This window comes from Bradyrhizobium sp. STM 3557, assembly GCF_045571465.1.
Lineage (GTDB): Bacteria > Pseudomonadota > Alphaproteobacteria > Rhizobiales > Xanthobacteraceae > Bradyrhizobium.
The window spans coordinates 7,546,562-7,565,907 of the sequence record NZ_CP120697.1; the positions used below are offsets into that span (position 1 = coordinate 7,546,562).

General features: G+C 64.9%; 14 protein-coding genes. 6 read left to right on the plus strand and 8 right to left on the minus strand.

Annotated elements, in window-relative coordinates:
• Positions 1-20: 20 nt before the first annotated feature.
• Both P6U24_RS34900 and P6U24_RS34905 read right to left on the minus strand, forming a co-directional pair.
• Positions 21-1,517 carry a flavin-containing monooxygenase gene (locus P6U24_RS34900; protein ID WP_407156912.1) on the minus strand — a complete coding sequence of 499 codons (1,497 nt, stop codon included), beginning with the start codon at positions 1,515-1,517 and terminating at the stop codon, positions 21-23.
• 124 nt (positions 1,518-1,641) lie between these two features.
• Complete coding sequence (locus tag P6U24_RS34905; protein ID WP_407156913.1) at positions 1,642-2,412, minus strand: S1 family peptidase; 771 nt, start codon at positions 2,410-2,412, stop codon at positions 1,642-1,644.
• A gap of 90 nt (positions 2,413-2,502) precedes the next feature.
• Here P6U24_RS34905 and P6U24_RS34910 point away from each other — a divergent pair, with 90 nt between their 5' ends.
• Entirely contained in the window at positions 2,503-3,138 is a 636-nt protein-coding gene (locus tag P6U24_RS34910) for an HAD-IA family hydrolase (protein ID WP_407156914.1), read from the plus strand.
• Positions 3,139-3,339: 201 nt separating this feature from the next.
• Here P6U24_RS34910 and mtnA read toward each other — a convergent pair whose 3' ends face one another.
• The gene (mtnA, locus tag P6U24_RS34915) at positions 3,340-4,446 is read right to left on the minus strand and encodes an S-methyl-5-thioribose-1-phosphate isomerase (RefSeq protein ID WP_407156915.1); all 1,107 of its coding nucleotides are present in this window, start codon (positions 4,444-4,446) and stop codon (positions 3,340-3,342) included.
• Complete coding sequence (locus P6U24_RS34920; protein ID WP_407156916.1) at positions 4,443-5,336, minus strand: S-methyl-5'-thioadenosine phosphorylase; 894 nt, start codon at positions 5,334-5,336, stop codon at positions 4,443-4,445. The genes mtnA and P6U24_RS34920 overlap by 4 nt, the downstream gene beginning before the upstream one ends.
• A 440-nt stretch (positions 5,337-5,776) precedes the next feature.
• Between P6U24_RS34920 and P6U24_RS34925 the strand changes: the two genes are divergently transcribed.
• The gene (locus tag P6U24_RS34925; RefSeq protein WP_407156917.1) at positions 5,777-7,000 is read left to right on the plus strand and encodes an acyl-CoA dehydrogenase family protein; all 1,224 of its coding nucleotides are present in this window, start codon (positions 5,777-5,779) and stop codon (positions 6,998-7,000) included.
• A gap of 115 nt (positions 7,001-7,115) precedes the next feature.
• Here the strand turns inward: P6U24_RS34925 and P6U24_RS34930 are convergent, their stop codons facing one another.
• The 3 genes from P6U24_RS34930 to P6U24_RS34940 all read right to left on the minus strand — a co-directional run bounded on the left by P6U24_RS34930 (position 7,116) and on the right by P6U24_RS34940 (position 12,223).
• Positions 7,116-7,880, minus strand: a complete 765-nt coding sequence (locus P6U24_RS34930) for an outer membrane protein (protein ID WP_407156918.1) — start codon at positions 7,878-7,880, stop codon at positions 7,116-7,118.
• 439 nt (positions 7,881-8,319) lie between these two features.
• Positions 8,320-11,412, minus strand: coding sequence for a bifunctional proline dehydrogenase/L-glutamate gamma-semialdehyde dehydrogenase PutA (gene putA, locus P6U24_RS34935; protein WP_407156919.1), 3,093 nt, complete (start codon positions 11,410-11,412; stop codon positions 8,320-8,322).
• A gap of 136 nt (positions 11,413-11,548) precedes the next feature.
• The gene (locus P6U24_RS34940; RefSeq protein WP_407156920.1) at positions 11,549-12,223 is read right to left on the minus strand and encodes a TetR/AcrR family transcriptional regulator; all 675 of its coding nucleotides are present in this window, start codon (positions 12,221-12,223) and stop codon (positions 11,549-11,551) included.
• Between the two features lie 109 nt (positions 12,224-12,332).
• On the opposite strand from P6U24_RS34940, the gene P6U24_RS34945 reads away from it, so the two are divergent.
• From P6U24_RS34945 to P6U24_RS34960, 4 genes are all read left to right on the plus strand, one after another.
• Entirely contained in the window at positions 12,333-13,553 is a 1,221-nt protein-coding gene (locus P6U24_RS34945; RefSeq protein ID WP_407156921.1) for an HlyD family secretion protein, read from the plus strand.
• A 61-nt stretch (positions 13,554-13,614) separates the two neighbouring features.
• Positions 13,615-15,183, plus strand: a complete 1,569-nt coding sequence (locus P6U24_RS34950; protein ID WP_407160700.1) for a DHA2 family efflux MFS transporter permease subunit — start codon at positions 13,615-13,617, stop codon at positions 15,181-15,183.
• 79 nt (positions 15,184-15,262) lie between these two features.
• Positions 15,263-16,531: a DUF763 domain-containing protein gene (locus P6U24_RS34955; RefSeq protein ID WP_407156922.1), complete on the plus strand. Its 1,269-nt coding sequence runs from the start codon at positions 15,263-15,265 to the stop codon at positions 16,529-16,531.
• A 278-nt stretch (positions 16,532-16,809) separates the two neighbouring features.
• Positions 16,810-17,277: a hypothetical protein gene (locus tag P6U24_RS34960; protein WP_407156923.1), complete on the plus strand. Its 468-nt coding sequence runs from the start codon at positions 16,810-16,812 to the stop codon at positions 17,275-17,277.
• A gap of 303 nt (positions 17,278-17,580) precedes the next feature.
• Here P6U24_RS34960 and P6U24_RS34965 read toward each other — a convergent pair whose 3' ends face one another.
• Positions 17,581-19,278, minus strand: a complete 1,698-nt coding sequence (locus P6U24_RS34965; protein ID WP_407156924.1) for a methyl-accepting chemotaxis protein — start codon at positions 19,276-19,278, stop codon at positions 17,581-17,583.
• Positions 19,279-19,346 lie beyond the last annotated feature (68 nt).

Consider the following 19,346-nt stretch of genomic DNA (forward strand, 5'->3'; position numbering starts at 1 on the left):
CGATAGCGTCCGCGCAGGTCTCAACTATACACGAATGCCTTGTCCTCCAGATCGATCGCCGGGATTTCATCCTTCTCGGTCCAGTAATCCTGGCTATGCTGCCATTCCGGCTTGTCGCCGCGCTTGGGCAACAAATGCATGTCGCGCATCATGTAGCCGGGATTGAAATTCTCCGGGTCGATCCAGGACAACAGCGGCATGTTGTGGTCCTCCGGCCGCAGCGCCGGCACCACTTTTTTCGCGCCCTTCTCATCCATATGGGTCAGCAGCCGGCAGACGAAATCGGCGACCAAATCAGTGCGAAGCGTCCAGCTGGCGCGGAAATAGCCGAACACCCAGGCCATGTTCGGCACGCCCGTGAACATCATGCCGCGGTAGGTCACGGTATCACCGAACGCGAGCGGCTTGCCGTCGATCGTGAAGGCGATATCGCCGAGCACGCAAAGATTGAAGCCGGTCGCGGTGACGATGATATCGGCCTGCAGCTCGCCGCCCGACTTCAGTCTGATGCCATCAGCGGTGAAGCGCGCGATCTCATCGGTCACGACGGCGGCCTTGCCATCCCTGATGCTCTCGAACATGTCGGCATTCGGCAGGAAAGCCAGACGCTGCCGCCACGGCCGATAGCTCGGCGTGAAATGCTTGGCGGCATAGTCCTCGCCGACGATGGCGGCGATCTGGCCAATCAGCTCCTTCGCCACCTTGTCCGGCTCGGCGAGGCAGCGCTTGGTGAAGGCATCCTGCTCGAACAGGATCTTGCGCCGCACGATCTCGTGGACCCACTCCTCTTTGACCTGCAGCTTGCGCAGTTCCTGCGCCAGCTCGATCACGTTGCGGCCGATGCGAAAATAGGTCGGCGAACGCTGCAGCATCGTGACATGCGCGCATTGGCCGGCGATCGACGGAATCAGAGTCGCGACCGTGGCGCCCGATCCGATCACGACCACCTTCTTGTCCGCCAGCTCGATGTCCTCAGGCCAGCTCTGCGGGTGCACGATGCGGCCCTTGAACTTCGCCATGTCGGGCCATTCCGGCGTGTAGCCTTGGGAATGCCGATAGTAGCCCTGGCACATCCAGAGGAAATTCGCGGTGAACCTGACCTGCTCGTCGTCCTTCAGCGCGGAGATGGTCCAGAGGTTGTCCGTGCTCGACCAGCTCGCGGATATGATCTTGTGCCCATAGCGAATGTGGCGACCGAGGTTGTTCTCTGCGATCACCTCGCCCATGTAGGAGAGGATCTCGTCGGCGGTCGCGATCGGCGGCCCCACCCATGGCTTGAAGCTGTAGCCGAAGGTGTGCAGGTCGCTGTCAGAGCGGATGCCGGGATAGCGGTGCGTGCGCCAGGTGCCGCCAAAGCTCTCCTGGCTTTCCAGGATGACGAAGCTCTTCTCGGGCAAACGCCTGGTCAGCTGGTAGGCGCTGCCGATGCCGGAGATGCCGGCGCCGACGATCAGGATCTCGAAATGCTCGACGCCTTGCGAGACGGATGCGTCGCGGATGGGTGCCATGACGTTCATGGGCGTGGCTGGTCCTTGGGCTTCTTGATTTGGCTATTGTCGTTTCCTCTGTTGCGTCAGGCTGAACGTTATCGCGGCAATGGTCAACTATCATGACCTGAGATCCATGCGCCTGATCGATGCGTCAATTTCCACCGAGCGGCATGCCCCATTGACGCGCGGTCTGCACGATCCAGTCGCGATAAAGCGTCAGCGGCGTGGTGCCGGTCATGCCGCCGCAGCCTGCGCTGCCGCCAGCGCCGGTCGACCAGGAAATGACGCCGACGATCACCTGACCGCCTGATTGCTGCTCGAACAACGGCCCACCGGAATCGCCGGTGCAGGCTCCCAGCCCTTCTTTCGAACCTTGCGTCGTCGGATCAACCAGCCTGATCTGCAAGGTGCCTGGCTTGCCGGTCGCCACTAGCGGCGCAGCGCGCACCACACCGCCGCTTTTTCCGTCGCCGCGAATGGTGACGCCGATGCCGGCAATCATGAAGGCGTTGCCGAACTCAAGCGGAAGCCTGGGCATGCCGAGCGCGACGGGCGCGCCGTCCTTGGTCGGCGCCTCGAGTTCCAGCAAGGCCACGTCGGCGCTGGCGCGATGCGCCAGAATAGCCTGCATGTTGAAGCCGGGATGCGCCACGGCACGGCGCACCGCCTTGAGCTGCGGCTTGTGAGCGGCATCGTATTCCACGATGCGGTAATCGGTACCCGGCTGCACGCAATGGCCTGCGGTCAGCACCAGTTTCGGCGCGATCAGCGCGCCACTGCAGAACGTGCCGCGCGATCCGACGATGGTGACAATCGAACGGCCGATGCCCTCCGCCAACGGTGGCGCGCCGCCGACGATGGCAAACGCGGGAGATGCCGTCACGAGCGCCGCGATCACGGCCATGGGCAGGATGTGCTTCATCGGCCCAGCAATAGCCGCTCGCACCGATATCGCCAAGCTTCGCGCGCCGTGTTAGCGCTGCGGAGAACAGAAAACACAGTGAGGAGCGCGATGATCGAGGCGGTGATCTTTGACTTTGGCGGCGTGCTGACCACTTCGCCGTTCGAGGCGTTCGCACGCTTCGAGAAGGAGCGCGGCTATCCGCTCGACATCATCCGCAACACCAATGCCGCCAACCATCTGGAGAACGCCTGGGCCAAGTTCGAGCGCGCCGAAATCGACATCGATACTTTCGACCGCCTGTTCGCGGCGGAGTCGCTCGCCCTCGGCGGCGCGGAGGTGCGCGGTCGCGAGGTGCTGCCGCTGCTGTCAGGCGATCTCCGCCCCGAGATGGTCGAGGCGCTGAAGCGCATCAGCGCCAGGTTCAGGACCGGCTGCATCACCAACAACCTGCCGGCCAATGCGATCGGCAGCCAGAGCGGGCGCTCGCTCTATGTCGCGGAGGTGATGGTGCTGTTCAATCATGTCATCGAGTCCGCAAAGATCGGCCTCCGCAAGCCCGATCCGCGCATCTACCAGATGATGGTGGAGGCGCTTGGCGTCGATCCGATCAATTGCATTTATCTCGACGATCTCGGCGTCAACTTAAAGCCCGCGCGCGCGATGGGCATGACCACGATCAAGGTCACGAGCGGCCCGCAGGCGGTCGCTGAGTTGGAAGCGGTAACCGGATTGAAGCTTACCTAGTCCTCATCGCGAACAAAGCGACGCTTGTGTAGCCCGGATGAGCGCAGCGACATCCGGGACTTCAAGTCCCGCGTATCGCTAACGCTCACGCGGGCTACAGACCCAACCTAACCGTCATTGCGAGCGAAGCGAAGCAATCTAGAGCCAAAGAAGGATTCTGGATTGCTTCGTCGCTTGCGCTCCTCGCAATGACGGAAACGGCTAGTAGTTCGTCTGCCTCGCCCGCTCCGGGAACGCTGCGGCCAGCGCTGCGCCATCGGCCTCCAGCACGCCGCGCTCGGTGATCAGTCCGGTCACCAGCCGTGCCGGCGTGACGTCGAAGCCGTAATTGGCGACCGGGGAGCCCTCCGGCACGATCCGCACCGTCTCGATGCGGCCCTCCCTGGTGCGGCCGGTCATCTCGCTCACTTCCCGCGCATCGCGCTGCTCGATCGGGATCTGCCGCCCCTCAGCAACCGCAAAGTCGATGGTCGGCGAGGGCAACGCGACATAGAACGGCACGCCATTGTCGTGCGCCGCCAGCGCCTTCAGGTAGGTGCCGATCTTGTTGCAGACGTCGCCATTGGCAGCGACGCGGTCGGTGCCGACAATGGCGAGATCGACCATGCCATGCTGCATCAGATGGCCGCCGGTGTTATCGGGGATGACGGTGTGGGGAACGCCGTGGTGGCCAAGTTCCCAGGCGGTCAGCGAAGCGCCCTGATTGCGCGGGCGGGTCTCGTCGACCCAGACATGGACCTTAATGCCGCGGTCATGCGCCAGATAGATCGGCGCGGTCGCCGTGCCCCAATCCACCGTCGCGAGCCAGCCGGCGTTGCAATGGGTCAGCACATTGACCGTCTCGCCGGGTTTCCTGGCCGCAGCCATCTTCTCGATCAGCGCCGCGCCATGGCTGGCGATGCCCTGGTTGATGGTGACGTCCTCGCCGGCAATATCGACGGCGCGTGAGTACGCCGCGTCGCGTCGCTCCGACGGCGCCAGCCGCCGCAGCATCGTCGCCATCGTGTCAAGCGCCCATTTCAGGTTGATCGCAGTCGGACGCGTCGCGATCAGCATCTGGTAGGCGCGGTCGATACCAGCGTCGGAGCGATCGTCACGCATGGCGAGCGCCATGCCGAACGCGGCGGTGGCGCCGATCAGCGGCGCACCGCGCACCAGCATCGAGCGAATCGCCTCGGCCGCCTCCTCGCAGGTCGTGATCTTGGCAACGATGAATTCATGCGGCAGACGCCTCTGGTCGATCGCAGCGACCGACCAGCCATCGGCATCGAGCCAGATGCTCCGATAGTGCTTGCCGTCGACCTTCATGGCGCGCCCTCACTTGAGTTCCGCAGCACCCGGCCTGCGACCGCATCGAGCTTCTTCAGGAGCTCCCGATCGCGTGCCTCCGGCGCCGTGATCAAAGCCGTGTCGAGCGCACGATCCGAGCCGATCGGGCACGGCTCGTGCTCGCGCGGAAAATCCTTGGCAAGCCGCGCAACCAGGCGCTTGGCCTTGTCCGCATTCGCGTTCAGCACGCGGATAATGTCCTGCACCGTGACCGCGTCGTGATCCGGATGCCAGCAATCGAAATCCGTCACCATCGCCACGCTGGCGTAGCAGATCTCGGCCTCGCGGGCGAGCTTGGCTTCCGGCATGTTGGTCATGCCGATCACGGAATAACCAAGCTGCTTGTAGGTCAGGCTCTCGGCGAGCGTCGAGAATTGCGGCCCCTCCATGCAGAGATAAGTGCCGCCGCGCGCGATCGCGATCTCCTCCGCCTCGGCCGCCGCTGCCAAATGGATGCGGAGCCGTGGCGAGACCGGATGCGCCATCGAGACATGGGCGACACAGCCCTTGCCGAAGAACGAGCTTTCCCGCTTGTGGGTGCGGTCGACGAACTGGTCGACCAGCACGAAAGTGCCCGGCGGCAGCTCCTCCTTGAACGAACCGCAGGCCGATAGCGAGATCAGATCGGTCACCCCTGCGCGCTTCAGCACGTCGACGTTGGCGCGGTAGTTGATGTCGGAGGGCGATAGCCGATGGCCCTTGTCGTGGCGCGGCAGGAACACGATCGGAAGCCCGGCGAGGCTGCCACGGCGCAGCGGCGCCGAGGGCTCACCCCAGGGGGTCGCAATCACCTCCTCGCGCGCATCTTCCAGTCCCGGCAGATCGTAAATGCCCGAACCGCCAATGATGCCCAGCACCGCCTGTGTCATGCTCACCTCGCGTCACGCGCCAGGTGAGCTATGCCAGTTTTGCGGCCGGTTGAAAACAGCGGCGGCAGCGTGATGCCTTCGCAAAGAAGCGATCGGGTGGGCCGCGGCACGAGGCTCCCCGAAATCCGCTCAGGCCGCCTGCGGCAGTTCCGCGACCAGTGCTTCAGCATCTGGACCGTCGGAAGGTGTCGGCGTGATCCGAGTCTTGCCGCTGGATTTGGTCTTCAGGCTAACGCGCCTGCGACAATTGCCGTGATTGCGAACACCAGACATTAACCTCGGCGTCGGGATTGCACTTTGCTCGCCCTGAATGTCGTCGACGTATTTGAATCAAATCCCTAGCCTTGCGCGCAAAGCGAGACATGCCGGGTATCGGCGTCGCATTGCGAGCATGCGCGCCGATCCGTTCAACACCGGCAATTGCAGAGGTCGGGTCGGTCATGAACGTTCAGGAAACCACGCTTCGTAATCTTTCCGGCGATGCGGAACAGTTGCTGCTCGATCGCGGCTCGCTGTTCATGCAACGCACGGCCGCTGTTGCCGCGCTGGCCGCGACTGAGGCCGAGGCCGTGGATCGCGAAGGCCGATTTCCGACATCCGCGATCGACGCGGCGCGCGAGCAGAAGCTGCTCGGCATGCAGATCCCCGTGGAATTCGGCGGCTTCGGCGCAACGATCCATGATATCGCCGATGTCTGCTACACGCTCGGCCGCGCCTGCGCCTCCACCGCGATGATCTTCGCCATCCACCAGACCCAGGTCGCCTGCCTGGTACGCCACGGCCGCGGCAATCCCTATATGGAAGCGCTGATGCGCCGGATCGCGCGCGAGCAGCTGCTGCTCGCATCGTCGACCACCGAAGGCCAGAACGGCGGCAACCTCCGCGCCAGCGCCGCCGCGATCAGCCGGAACGACGACGGGATTACGCTGCTGCGCGAGGCCGCCGTGATGTCCTATGGCGCCGCGGCGGACGGCCTCGTCACCGTTGCCCGTCGCGCCAGTGATGCGGCGGCTTCCGACCAGGTGCTGCTGGCGCTGGTCAAGGGCGACTATTCATTGAAGTGCACGTCTGGGTGGGAGGCGCTCGGCATGCGCGGCACCTGTTCGACCGGATTCGAGCTGAAGGTGAGCTGCCCGACCGATCGGGTGTTTGCCGAGCCCTATGACCGCGTCAACGCCCAGACCATGACGCCGTTCGCGCATCTTACCTGGTCGTCGGCCTGGGCCGGCATCGCCGCCGCCGCCGTGCAGCGGGCGCACCGCTTCATCCGCAAGGCGGTGCGCAGCGCGGGCGGGCAGACACCGCCGACGGCGGCGCATTTTACCACGGCGAAGATGTCGCTCGCCAAGTTGCGCGCGGTGATCTCCGCCAACATGAATGCCTTCATCACCCATGAATACGATGAGCGCGCCTTGAGCTCACTCGACTTCCAATCGTCCATCACACTGCTGAAGGTCGAAGCCTCCGAGCTCGCGGTCGAGACCGTGATGAGCGCGATGCGCACCTGTGGCCTGTCGGGCTATCGCAATGACGGCGAGTTCTCGCTCAGCCGGCATTTGCGCGACGTGCTGTCGGCGCCGATCATGATCAACAATGACCGCATTCTCGCCAATGTGGCGACAGCGAGCCTGATGAGCGCCGTGCCGACCTCGCTGCACGACTGAGGCGGCCTCAACGAGATGCTCCCGTGGCCCCGCACGGCCGCCGCAAGGCGGCGCGCATGAAAAAAGACCCCGACGCCCGTCGAGGCCTTAATTTTGGTGCGTGACGTAGAACGCCCTATCGGGCGGCGATCACCGGGTCCGCGTTGAACTTCCAGTTGACGCCGACGCGGACCATGTCATCCGACAGCTTGACATCGCGCGACACGATGGTCGTGGTCGTGCAGCCGACCTTGAAATCGATCGGGGTGTTGACATAGCGCGAGGTGCCGAAGTCCGCGTGCAAATATTCGAGCTTGACCGTGAGCGCGCCGAGCGGACCGGTATAGGCGGCCCATTCGCCGCCGACACCGGCGACCCAGCCGGTCCGCGACTGCGAATCCGTCACCGTCGCGAAGCCTGGCGTGGCGACCGTGACGTCGGTCCCTGCGAACGCGACGCCGCCGGTGCCGTAGACCATCAAGCGATCGAAGGCATAGCCGATGCGGCCCCGCAGCGTGTCGATCCACTTCTCCTTGGTCGTGTTCAACGTCTTGGTGTTGAACGGCGCCAGGTCGTGGGCACTGCCGTTCTTGTCGGTCCACGAATAGTCGTTCTCGATGCCGATGACGACATTGTTGCTGAACTCGTAATTGCAGCCGACCGTGCCGCCCGCGATCCCGCCGCTCAGGTCGTAGCCTCCGGTGAGGGCCTGACCGGACGCAGGGCCGGAGCGCGCCGTCTGCCCGCTCCGTCCCCATTGGGCGCCGCCCTCGACGCCGAGATAGCAACCCGTCCAGCTGAACGGGATTGCCGTCGTCACCGGCGGCGCTTTCACCGCGATCGGCGGCTTCAGATCGGCCGCGAAGGCCGATGAACCTGCAACCAACAGGGTTGCAGCCATCAAAACTACTCGCTTCATCACGCTACCCACACTCTACTCACGCTTACTGACGCTACTCGCGCTTATTAGTTGTGCGCTGTGTGCGTCCTGCCCTCAGCGCATGAGCACGCTAGCAGGCACATAGATTTGAAGCTGTGATGCACGTGCAACGAATGCAGAAACGAGATTGTCAACGCTGTGGCGATCCGTCAAAGCGCCGGCCGCGGGCCGTACAATCGCGCAACCCTTGTCGAACAGCAGTCCGAATTCAGGCGAAGGCAAGACGTCGATCGTGCCGCGAGAGCAACGCTGTGTGGGTGATGAGTTACGCCGGATCGAGATTTTCGGAAGTCAAGCGGACTACCGCTGTTAGTATGCCGACATCATCATGGCGCAGGCCAACTTTGTGTTGCATACGCGCCTCGTTACAAGGGTACTCAACGCGTCGCGCGGGACACAGTCAGCGATCGCCGAGCGAAGCCAGCGCCGCATTACCACCTGCGGCTGCAGTGTTGACGGTCACAGTCTGCTCGGTCGCGAAGCGCGCCAGGTAATGCGGCCCGCCGGCCTTCGGTCCTGTCCCGGACAGGCCACAGCCGCCGAAGGGCTGCACGCCGACTACCGCACCAATCATGTTGCGGTTGATGTAGATGTTACCGACCGGCAACTGGCTGACTTTGTCGATCAGATGAGTGATGCGCGAATGCAACCCAAAGGTCAGCCCATAGCCTGACTGCCTGATCGCGCTCAGCACGCGATCCATATCGCCGTCGCGGTAGCGTACGACGTGCAGGATCGGGCCGAACACCTCCTTGTCGAGCGCCTTGACGTCAGGCAGCTCGAAGACGTGTGGCGCGACAAAATAACCGGACGACGGTGACTTGCAGGCATAATGCACGCGGGCTGTTGCCGTCATGCGGGCGACGTGCTCGTCAAGTCGCGTCTTGGCCTCCGAGTCGATCACGGGGCCGATATGGGTGGCGACGTCGCGGGGATCGCCGAGCCTGAGTTCGCGCACCGCACCGATGATCATCTCGATCACCACGTCCGCGACGTCGTCCTGCAGGCACAGCAATCGCAGGGCCGAGCAGCGCTGGCCGGCCGAGCGGAACGCGGAGGCCATGACGTCGTCCGTGACCTGCTCCGGCAGCGCGGTGGAATCGACCACCATCGCGTTGATCCCGCCGGTCTCCGCGATCAAAGGCACGATCGGCCCGTCGCGATGGGCCAGTGCGATGTTGATGGCACGCGCTGTCTCGTAGGACCCGGTGAAGACCACGCCGGCGATTGCGGGATGCGCAACCAGATGCGCACCGATCGCGCCGTCTCCGGGAACGAGCTGCAGCGCGCTCGGCGCGACACCCGCCTCGTGCAAGAGATGCACGGTTTCCGCGCCAATCAGCGGCGTCTGCTCGGCCGGCTTGGCGACGACGGCGTTGCCGGCCATCAGCGCGGCGGCGATCTGGCCGACGAAGATCGCAAGCGGAAAATTCCACGGCGAGATTGCCGCGAATACGCCGCGCGGCTTGAGCAGCAGGCTGTTCGCCTCGCCGGTCGGACCGGGCAGATCGATCGCTTCGCCGAACAGCTTCTCTCCTTCGGCGGCGTAATAGCGGCAGAAATCCGCGGCTTCGCGCACCTCCGCGATCGCATCATCGATGGTCTTGCCCGCCTCGACCGCCAGCAGGTGGATCAGCCGGCCGCGGCGCGCTTCGATCAGATCGGCGGCCCGGCGCAAGGCCTGCACCCGGCGCGCGGCCGGGGTCGCGGCCCAGGCCGCGCTGCCCGACACGGCCGCGACGATCGCCCGATCGGCGACCGCGACATCGGCGTCCACGACATGGCCGGCGATGAGCGACGGATCGATCGGGCTCGCGAGCGCGCGTGGCGCGCCGGCGATCGCGTGCCCATCGATGATCGGCGCAGTGGTCGCCTCGGGCGCACGGCCGCGCGCCACCTCCGCAAGGAGAGCCTGCAACGACGCATGGTGCCCGAGCTCGACGCCCGCCGAATTGCGGCGCGAGGGACCGTAGAGATCGCGGGGGCGCGCGATGTTCGGATGGCGTGCCGCCGCCGCATCGCCGATGATCTCGGCCTCGCTGAGCACCAGCTGCTCGATCGGGACATCCGGATCGGCGGCCACGGAGACGAAGGATGAATTGGCGCCGTTCTCGAGCAGCCGGCGAACCAGATAGGCCAGCAGATCGCGATGCTTGCCGACCGGCGCATAGGTCCGGCAGGCGATGCCGGCGTGCCGTTCGCGCAAGCTGGCATAGAGCGCATCGCCCATGCCGTGCAGCCGCTGGAATTCGTAGCCCGCGCCGTCGCTCGCGGCATGGACGATATGCGCCACCGTCATCGCGTTGTGGGTGGCGAATTGCGGGAAGATGCGCGGGCGCAAGGCGAGCATCCGCCGCGCGCAGGCAAGGTAGTTCAGGTCGGTCATCGCCTTGCGGGTGAAGACCGGATAGTCGTCGAGCCCGCGCTCCTGCGCGCGCTTGATCTCGGTGTCCCAATAGGCGCCCTTGACGAGACGCACCATCAGCCGCCGCGCGTGTGCCTCCGCAAGCTCGGCGATAAAGCCGATCACCGCCTCCGCGCGCTTCTGATAGGCCTGGATGGCGAGACCAAAGCCATCCCAGCCGGCGAGCGAGGGATCGGCGATGACGCGCGCGATCACCGCCATCGAGAGATCGAGCCGGTCGGCTTCCTCGGCATCGACCGTGAAATTGAGGTCGAAGGATTTGGCCTGGCGCGCCAGCTCGATCACGTCGGGCACCAGTTCGCGCAAAACGCGCTCGCGGCTGATCTCCTCATATCGTGGATGCAGGGCGGACAGCTTTACCGAAATGCCGGGCCGCTCCGGCAGCGCTGCGTTGCCCGCAGCACGGCCGATCGCCTCGATCGCAGCGGCGTAGGAGTGCAGGTAGCGCGAGGCGTCCGCGGCCGTGCGCGCGCCCTCGCCGAGCATGTCGAAGGAATAGCGGAACAGCCGTCCCTGGCTGGAATTGGCGCGGTCGAGCGCCTGCTCGATGGTCTCGCCCAGCACGAAATGGCTGCCGAGCAGTCGCATCGCCTGGCGCGCCGCAGTCCGCACCGTCGGCAGCCCGAGCCTGCGCGCGAGGTTGGCGACCACGCTCTCCGGCGTCTCGTTCGGTGCGATCACGCGTGCCGCGATTCCGAGCGCCCAAGCCGAGGCGGTCACCAGCGGCGTGTGCGACTTGGTCTCGTGATGCAGGAAGTCGCTGCGGCCGAGCTTGTCCTCGATCAGCCGGTCGGCCGTCTCATCCCCGGGCACGCGCAGCAGGGCCTCCGCGAGCACCATCAGCGCCAGCCCCTCATTGGTCGAGAGCGCATATTCCTGCAGGAAATCGTCGATGCCGCCAAAGCGAGAAGCCTTGGCCCGGATGCCCTCGATCAGTCGCCGCGCGGTTGCCTTGACCGCCGACAGGTCAGCACCGGCCTGCTGGCGCAGCAGGCGCTGCGCGATCGCGACATCATCCTCGGCGAAGGGCGGCGAGAACAGCGGTCCGGCAACGGGTGTTGAAGTCATGGTCGAGCTCCGATCTGCCTCGATAGACGTATGCGAGTCGGAGAACGATTTCGATAGCATGCGGCGGCGGTTTGCCCCGCAAAAATCCGGCACGCGGCGCCCGAGCACAGGCATGCGCGCGATGCCGGCGCTAGATCTATGTCGTGCTGCGCTCGCGCCGATCCGCCCTGCAGCCGCGCAGAAACAAGGCGGCGCAGGTCGCGGCGCGCCGCTCGATTTCCGCGCGCGAGGGCAGCGGCAGCCCGCCATAGATCGCCGCGCGCTGCGGTGCCGACGCAACCATTCCGATCAGCATGCCCGCAGCCTCCTCAGCATCATCAAGGTCGATCAGGCCCTGCTTGACCTGATGCCTCAGCCAGGCCGCGAGCGCCGATGCCGTACGCTGGATCCCATCCTTGTAGTAGGTCCGCGCCAGGCTGGAGTTGCCCGCCTCCTGCAGCACGATGCGCTGGAGCACGACCACCTCGGGATCGAGCACCAGATCCATGCAGGCGAGCAGCACCGCAGTCAGAGCATGCTCGATATCATCGTAACGGATCGTCGTGCGCAAATTGACATCGGCGAAGAAGCGGTCGAGCCGATCCACGACCATGCCCTCGAACAGCTCGGCCTTGGTCGGGATCAACCTATACAGCGTCTTGGTCGAAACGCCGGCGCGTCGGGCGACCTTTTCGGTCGAGGTCGCGGCAAAACCGTTGGCTGCGAATTCGTGCCGCGCGGCCTCGTAGATGATCTGACGTGTCTCGTCGTCGCTCCGCAGTTGCGGACGGCCACGGCACCGCCGGTCGGGAGAAGATTCTGGTTCAGCCATGCTTTTACATGATGCCTGTCATTCCATTGACAGCTCCAATGTGGGGCCTATTTTGGAAACTGTCAAGTTTCCCAATTCCCGACTGGGGAGCAAAGAGGGAGAGAACGCCATGACCGCCCAACAGACCACCCTTCGGATCGACCAGCCGGCTGCTCCGGCCCCCCTGCAGCCCGACCTGCGCGCCGTGTCTGCGCCGGCGGATGCCGCCGTCCCGGCCGCCGGACGGCTCACCATCCGCAAGTTCCTTATGACCGGCGCGGCGCTCGCGGTGCTGGCCGGCGCAGCCTGGTATGGCTGGGACTATTGGACCGTCGGGCAATACCTGGTCTCGACCGACGACGCCTATGTGAAGGCCGACAGCACCACGATTGCGCCGAAGGTAACGGGCTATCTCGAGCAGGTGCTGGTCGGCGACAATGAACGCGTCAAGGCCGGCCAGGTGCTGGCGCGGATCGACGCCCGCGACTTCAAGGTCGCGCTCGATCAGGCCAAGGCGGACGTCTCGGCGGCCAGGGCCGCGCTCGCCAGCAAGCAGGCCCAACTCGACGTGCAGCAGGCCGTCATCAACGCCGCGCATGCGACGCTCGACGTCGACCGCGCCAATGTCACCTTCGCAGCCCAGGAGAACCGCCGCTACACCGATCTCGCCGCGACCGGCTCAGGGAGCGTGCAGAACGCGCAGCAGGCACAGGCGAGAATCGCGAGCGCGCAGGCCACGTTGGCACGTGACGAGGCAAGCCTGACCTCGGCCGAGAAGCAGCTCGACTATCTCAAAGCTGAGATCGTGCAGGCCGGTGCGGCGGTGGCGCGTGCCGAGGCAGTGGAGAATCAAGCCGAGCTCAATCTCGGCTACACCACGATATCAGCGCCGATCGACGGCGTCGTCGGCAACCGCACTTTGCGCGTCGGTCAATATGTCACCGCGGGCACGCAGCTGATGTCGGTGGTGCCGGTCGACAGCGCCTATATCGTGGCGAACTACAAGGAGACGCAGCTCACCCATGTGCGCCAGGGCCAGGCTGTTGATGTCGAGATCGACATGTTCCCCGGCCAGGTCGTGCACGGTCACGTCGACAGCCTCGCCCCGGCCAGTGGCCAGGAATTCGCGCTGCTGCCGCCTGACAACGCCACCGGCAATTTCACCAAGGTGGTGCAGCGGATCCCGGTCCGCATCGCGCTCGATAGCGACAATGCCAATCACATCACGCTGCGCCCGGGCATGTCGGTGGTGCCGACCATCGCCACCCGCGAGACCACCGAAGCGCATGCCGCGCCGGTCGCCCCCTCGCGCTCGCCGAGCGCCACCATCAAGACCGCCGGAGTGAACTGACATGACCAGCTCCAGCCTCGCGGCGCCACGCGCTGCCTCCCCGCTCTCCCGCGACCCGCCCATGCAAGCCGTCGCCGATCCCAACCGCGCCAGCCTCACAACGTGGATCGCCGTGCTCGCCGCCATGATCGGCTCGTTCATGGCAATCTTGAACATCCAGATCACCAACGCCTCACTTCTCAATATCGAAGGCGGCATCGGCACCGGCGCCGACAACGGCTCCTGGATCTCGACCTCCTATCTGATCGGCGAGATCGTGGTGATCCCGCTCACCGATTATCTCAGCCGCGTGTTCTCGTTCCGCATCTACATGCTTGCGAGCGCGACCCTGTTCGCAGCCTTCTCGGTCGCCTGCGCCTTCACCCACGACCTGCCGTCGATGATCGCGATGCGCGGCCTGCAGGGCTTTGCCGGCGGCGTGCTGATCCCGATGGCCTTCACCTTGGTGCTGACCAAGCTGCCGAAGCCGCAGCAGCCGACGGGACTTGCGATCTTTGCGCTGTCAGTCACCTTTGCTCCTGCGATCGGCCCGACCATCGGCGGCTATCTCACCGAGACTTACGGCTGGCGCACCATCTTCTTCGTCAACGTGCTGCCGACGGCGGTCATGGTCAGCGCACTCTATGCGACGCTGGAGCGGGCGCCGGTGCAGCTCAAGCTGCTGAAGGACGGCGATTGGCTGGGCATCCTGACCATGGCGATCGGGCTGTCGGCGCTGCAGACGGTGCTCGAGGAGGGCAACAAGGATGACTGGTTTGCCTCGCCCTTCATCCTTCGCCTCGCTGCTGTTGCGGCGGTGAGCCTCACGCTGTTCATCTGGATCGAGCTCACCGTCGAGAAGCCGCTGATCCGTCTGCGCCTGCTCAAGGGACGCAACTTCGCCTTCGGCGTGGTCGCGATGACCATGGTCGGCTTCGCGCTGTTCGGCTCCGTCTACATCCTGCCGGCCTATCTCGGCCAGGCGCAGGGCTACAATTCCGAGCAGATCGGCGCCGTGCTGGCCTGGACCGGGCTGCCACAACTGATCCTGATCCCGCTGATCCCGAAATTGATGCAGCGCTTCGATACCCGCTATGTCGCGATCACGGGTCTTCTGATCTTCGCCTATAGCTGCTTCATGAACACCGCGATGTCGCCCGACTATGCCGGCGACCAGCTCTTCATCCCGAACATCGTTCGCGCCGTTGGTCAGGCCATGGTGCTGACGCCGCTGACCTCTGTCATGACCGGCGAGATCGCGCCGCAAGACGCCGCGGCCGCCTCCGGCATCTCGAACATGCTGCGCAATCTCGGCGGCGCGATCGGCACCGCGGTGCTCGCCACCATCGTCACCAAGCGCGAGCAGTTCCACTCCAACATCATCGGCCAGAGCGTGACGCTCGGCCGCGAGGAGGTGCGCAGCCGGATCGCCCAGATGACGAGCTACTTCATGGCCCACGGCATGCCAGATCCGGCGTCGGCCCGGCAGCAGGCCGTGGTCGCACTCGGCAAGTCCGTCAAGCGGCAAGCCCTGGTGATGGGCTATAGCGATACTTTCGCTGTCATCGGCGCGGTGCTGGTGATCGCCGCGATCGCCGTGCTGCTGACCCGGAAGGTGAAGCGGGCAGCAGGCGGTGCAGGCGCGCATTAGCTCACGGCAGTATCGAATGAGATGATCTCGCCGGCCGGTTCTGCTAGAACCCGGCCGGCAGACTCATTTCAAGGACAGCATGGCCCGACGCAGCGGCAGCGCCGACCTTCCTCTCCATTCGGGGCGTGTGCCGGCCTGGCTCGGCACCCGCATGGCCTCGCTCGGCGCCGTCATCACGCAGGCGATCGTGCATCATTACGGCCGCGACGAATACCTCGCGCGGCTGGCGCATCCCTACTGGTTCCAATCGTTCGGCGCCGTGATGGGGATGGACTGGCATTCCTCCGGGATTACCACCAGCGTGATCGGCGCCTTGAAGCGCGGGCTGAAGCCGCTGCAGGGCGAGCTCGGCATCCATGTCTGCGGCGGCCGCGGCGAGCATTCGCGCAAGACACCCGACGAGCTTCGCGTGTTAAGCGACCGTCTCGGTCTCGACGGTGAGGGGCTCGTGCGCACCAGCAAGCTGGTCGCCAAAGTCGACAGCGCCGCGGTGCAGGACGGCTTCGATCTCTATCTGCACGGCTTCGTCGTCACCGATGACGGCAAATGGGTCGTGGTGCAGCAGGGCATGAATGGGGAAAAGCGCCAGGCTCGCCGCTATCACTGGCATTCGCAAGGCCTGACCAGCTTCGTCGACGCGCCGCATGCGGCGATCGACGGACCGAGCCAGGGCGAGATCGTCAATCTCACCGACCATCGCGCGGGAGCCTCGCGCAACGCTCAGCTCGACCTTCTGACCGCACTCGGTCCTGACCGCATCGTGAGCGAATTCGAGCGGATGAGCACGGCAGAGCCTGCGCCCGCGCAAGCCATGTTGCCGCATCTGGTCATGCCGGCGCATCACGACGTCAGGCCAAAGGACGTGTTCGCCCGCCGTCTGCACGGCACGCTGGCCGCGGCGAGCCAGCGAGGCCCGGCCGATTTCCCTGACCTATTGCTGACGCCCGGCGTCGGCGCGCGCACGGTGCGCTCGCTGGCGATGGTCGCCGAGGTCGTGCATGGCGCGCCCTATCGCTTCCAGGATCCTGCACGCTTCTCGCTCGCCCATGGCGGCAAGGACCGTCATCCCTATCCGGTGCCGATCAAGGTCTATGATGAGACCATCCGCGTGCTCAAAGCTGCGGTCACGCGTGCGAAGCTCGGTCGCGAGGAGGAGCTCGGCGCATTGAAGCGCCTTGACGATCAGGCGCGCAAGCTGGAACGCGTCGCAACCGGGCCTTCGCTGGATGCCTTCATCGCGACCGAGCGCGCCGCTTCGCCCGACCTCGATGGCCGCTCCGTGTTCGGCTGGGAACGCGACCTCACACCCGGCGCGGCAGCGTCGCGAGGAAAGATGACAGGCTCGTGAAGCAGCGGTGCATCCGCGATGAGTTCCGGATGTTGGTAGCTGCAAGTCGTTATAACGGTATGCTTCACCGATGCTCCCTGCACGATCGCTCGCAACCGAGAGGACTCGCGTAGCTCGACGTGTGGCGCTTTCGTCATAGCGCCAGAGTTCACGAACATTTTTCGCAAAGCGAAATTCACTTCGATACCGATCGAAGCTATAGCTGCGCCGCCACATCGCTCGCGACCGTGCACGATCCGCGGCGAGAGCGACGCGGCGGAAGTCAGGATGAAGCTCTCGTGCAATTCGATCGCGTAGATCAGGTCGGCACTATCGATCTGCAATTCGTGCCCGCCGGTCTCAGTAAGCAGTGCAGAAGCCTGATCGAGAGCTACCACCGGGTGCACGGATACGCGACTTTACCCGATGTGTTATGGAAGTCCGGGCTTGGTCCTTTCATCGAGAGCCACCAGGAGCTGCGGCAGCTGCTGAAGGCGGCCTCGACATCCCGAAGCGCCAAGAAGGCCAACGAGGGCTTTGTGCAGATCGCGACCGCGATCCTGTCGTTCGAAATCGTCGCCTCGAGCTTCGCGGGCTGGGCCGGCGCCTATCCGGAAGCAGGACGCATCGCCCGCACGCTGCTGCAGCCGCTCGCCACCCATCAGCAGATGCCGCTGATGGCGTTCTATCTCTACCCGCCCACGCATAGCCCGGTTGCGGTGGCGACGCTGGTGCCGCCGCTCCATTCCGACGATGACGCGGCGTGAGGTCATCTACTTCGCGCTAGGTGTGCGCATATCTAGCCGCACGGTCGCTATAACCTCGCCCCGCTTGCGGGGAGAGCATAGGCCGCCTTCGGCGCCCGTCTAACAAACGCCGAAGCGAAGCTTCGGCTATGCGCGAAGCGATCGGGTGACGGGGTACAGGTCTAACAATTGACACCGATCGGGCGTCTGCCCCTCACCCCACCCCTCTCCCCGTAAGAACGGGGAGAGGGAGCGCACCATCTGCTGCGCGCCAGCATCTTCTCCTATTCACCCGGTCAAACAGCCGGCTGACAGGCACGCGGCTTACGCCGCGCGGACATTGCCGAGGAATTTTCCGGTCTCGCCCTTGAGCTGCGCCGACTGCGCGCCGAGCTGGCCGGCCGCGCTCAGCACCTGCGCCGCCGCGGCGCCGACCTGGCCCGAGGCTTCGCGCACGCCGACGATGTGCTGCATGACGCCCTGTGTGCCCTGCGCCGCCTGCTGCACGCTGCGCGCAATCTCGCGCGTTGCGGCACCCTGCTCCTCGACCGCGGCCGAGATCGCCTCGGTGATCTCGTTCATCTGACCGATCGTCGTGCCGATCTCCCGGATCGCATTGACGGTCGAGCCGGTGGCATCGCGGATTGCCTGGATCTGGCTGGTGATGTCCTCGGTCGCCTTCGCGGTCTGCGCCGACAGCGCCTTGACCTCGCTGGCGACGACGGCAAAGCCGCGCCCGGCCTCGCCTGCCCGCGCCGACTCGATGGTGGCATTGAGCGCGAGCAGATTGGTCTGTCCCGCAATGGTTTGGATCAGTGCCATCACCTCGCCGATCTTCTGGCTGGCATCGACGAGCTGCTGCACCATCGATTCGGTCCGTGTGGCCTGCTCCACCGCGTCTTTCGCAATTGAGGACGACTGCGTCACCTGGCGCGCGATCTCCTCGATCGACGATGAGAGCTGCTCGGCTGAGACCGAGACCGTCTGCACGTTCTTGGCGGTCTGCTCGGCCGCAGCAGCAACCTTCGCGCTCTGGTCGGTCGTGCCCTCGACGATCGTCGACATCGATGACGCCGATGACTGCAGCTCGCTGGCGGCCGTCGCGGTACCCTGGATCACGCTGCCGATCGAACGCTCGAAATCGTCCGCAATGCGCGTCAGCACGGCGCGGCGATCCTCGGCAGCACGCTGCTTGGCCGTTTCCTGCTCGGTGCGCAGCCGGTCGGTTTCGGCGAGATGATCCTTGAACACCTGCAGGCTGCGCGCTATGCGGCCGATCTCGTTGTTGCGGTCGGTGAACGGCACATCGAAGGCGAGGTTGCCCTTGGTCAGCTGGTCCATCGCCTGGCAGGTCGTCTCGAGCGGAGCGACGATGCCCCGGCCGAGCCAGAATGCGATCAGCCCGGCGATCGCGAGTCCAGCCAGACCGCCGATGCCGGACCACAGCGCGCGCTGGTAGACCACCGCGTCGATGTCGTCGACATAGACGCCGGCCTGGATCGCCAGCATCTTGTCACCGGTGCCGAAGGAGCCGACATAGGACAGCTTGCGCTTCTCCTCGCCGCCGCCGGAACGCGGGGCCATGTACTCGACAAAACCGCCGCCGGAACGCGCCGCGCGCACGATGTCCTGGATCAGGAGCTTGCCAGTGTTGTCCTTGAAGTCCCAGCGGTTGACGTTGATGTATTTCGGATTGCTGTGGACATAGGTAACGCCGGCATCGGCCGGGCCGGTGCCGTAGATACCGATGTAATCGGCATATTGGCCCCAGCGAATGGCGCCGATCGCAGCGAAGGCCATCTGGCGCGCCTGCTCCGGCGCGATCTTGCCGGCCTTGGACTCATTGTCGTAGTAAGTGAGAATGCGCGTCGCGGCGTCCACCAGATCATGCACGGTGGTTCGTCGTTCCTCCAGCACCGCATCGCGCAGCACAAGAATCTGCATCGCCGACACGGCCAGCAGGGTGATCGACAGCACCGCGATGATTGTCGCCAGGCGCTGATAGACGGTCAGATGTCGCATCTACTCGTACTCAGCCTCTGTTTTATCGTGACGCCGAACTATCAAGGCGATATTAATGGATTGCTAGC

What these genes read in the sequence shown, in the direction of transcription:
- P6U24_RS34900 (WP_407156912.1), bottom strand. Translation starts at nt 1,517, where the DNA reads ATGAACGTCATGGCACCCATCCGCGACGCATCCGTCTCGCAAGGCGTC.
- P6U24_RS34905 (WP_407156913.1), bottom strand. Translation starts at nt 2,412, where the DNA reads ATGAAGCACATCCTGCCCATGGCCGTGATCGCGGCGCTCGTGACGGCA.
- P6U24_RS34910 (WP_407156914.1), top strand. Translation starts at nt 2,503, where the DNA reads ATGATCGAGGCGGTGATCTTTGACTTTGGCGGCGTGCTGACCACTTCG.
- mtnA (WP_407156915.1), bottom strand. Translation starts at nt 4,446, where the DNA reads ATGAAGGTCGACGGCAAGCACTATCGGAGCATCTGGCTCGATGCCGAT.
- P6U24_RS34920 (WP_407156916.1), bottom strand. Translation starts at nt 5,336, where the DNA reads ATGACACAGGCGGTGCTGGGCATCATTGGCGGTTCGGGCATTTACGAT.
- P6U24_RS34925 (WP_407156917.1), top strand. Translation starts at nt 5,777, where the DNA reads ATGAACGTTCAGGAAACCACGCTTCGTAATCTTTCCGGCGATGCGGAA.
- P6U24_RS34930 (WP_407156918.1), bottom strand. Translation starts at nt 7,880, where the DNA reads ATGGCTGCAACCCTGTTGGTTGCAGGTTCATCGGCCTTCGCGGCCGAT.
- putA (WP_407156919.1), bottom strand. Translation starts at nt 11,412, where the DNA reads ATGACTTCAACACCCGTTGCCGGACCGCTGTTCTCGCCGCCCTTCGCC.
- P6U24_RS34940 (WP_407156920.1), bottom strand. Translation starts at nt 12,223, where the DNA reads ATGGCTGAACCAGAATCTTCTCCCGACCGGCGGTGCCGTGGCCGTCCG.
- P6U24_RS34945 (WP_407156921.1), top strand. Translation starts at nt 12,333, where the DNA reads ATGACCGCCCAACAGACCACCCTTCGGATCGACCAGCCGGCTGCTCCG.
- P6U24_RS34950 (WP_407160700.1), top strand. Translation starts at nt 13,615, where the DNA reads ATGCAAGCCGTCGCCGATCCCAACCGCGCCAGCCTCACAACGTGGATC.
- P6U24_RS34955 (WP_407156922.1), top strand. Translation starts at nt 15,263, where the DNA reads ATGGCCCGACGCAGCGGCAGCGCCGACCTTCCTCTCCATTCGGGGCGT.
- P6U24_RS34965 (WP_407156924.1), bottom strand. Translation starts at nt 19,278, where the DNA reads ATGCGACATCTGACCGTCTATCAGCGCCTGGCGACAATCATCGCGGTG.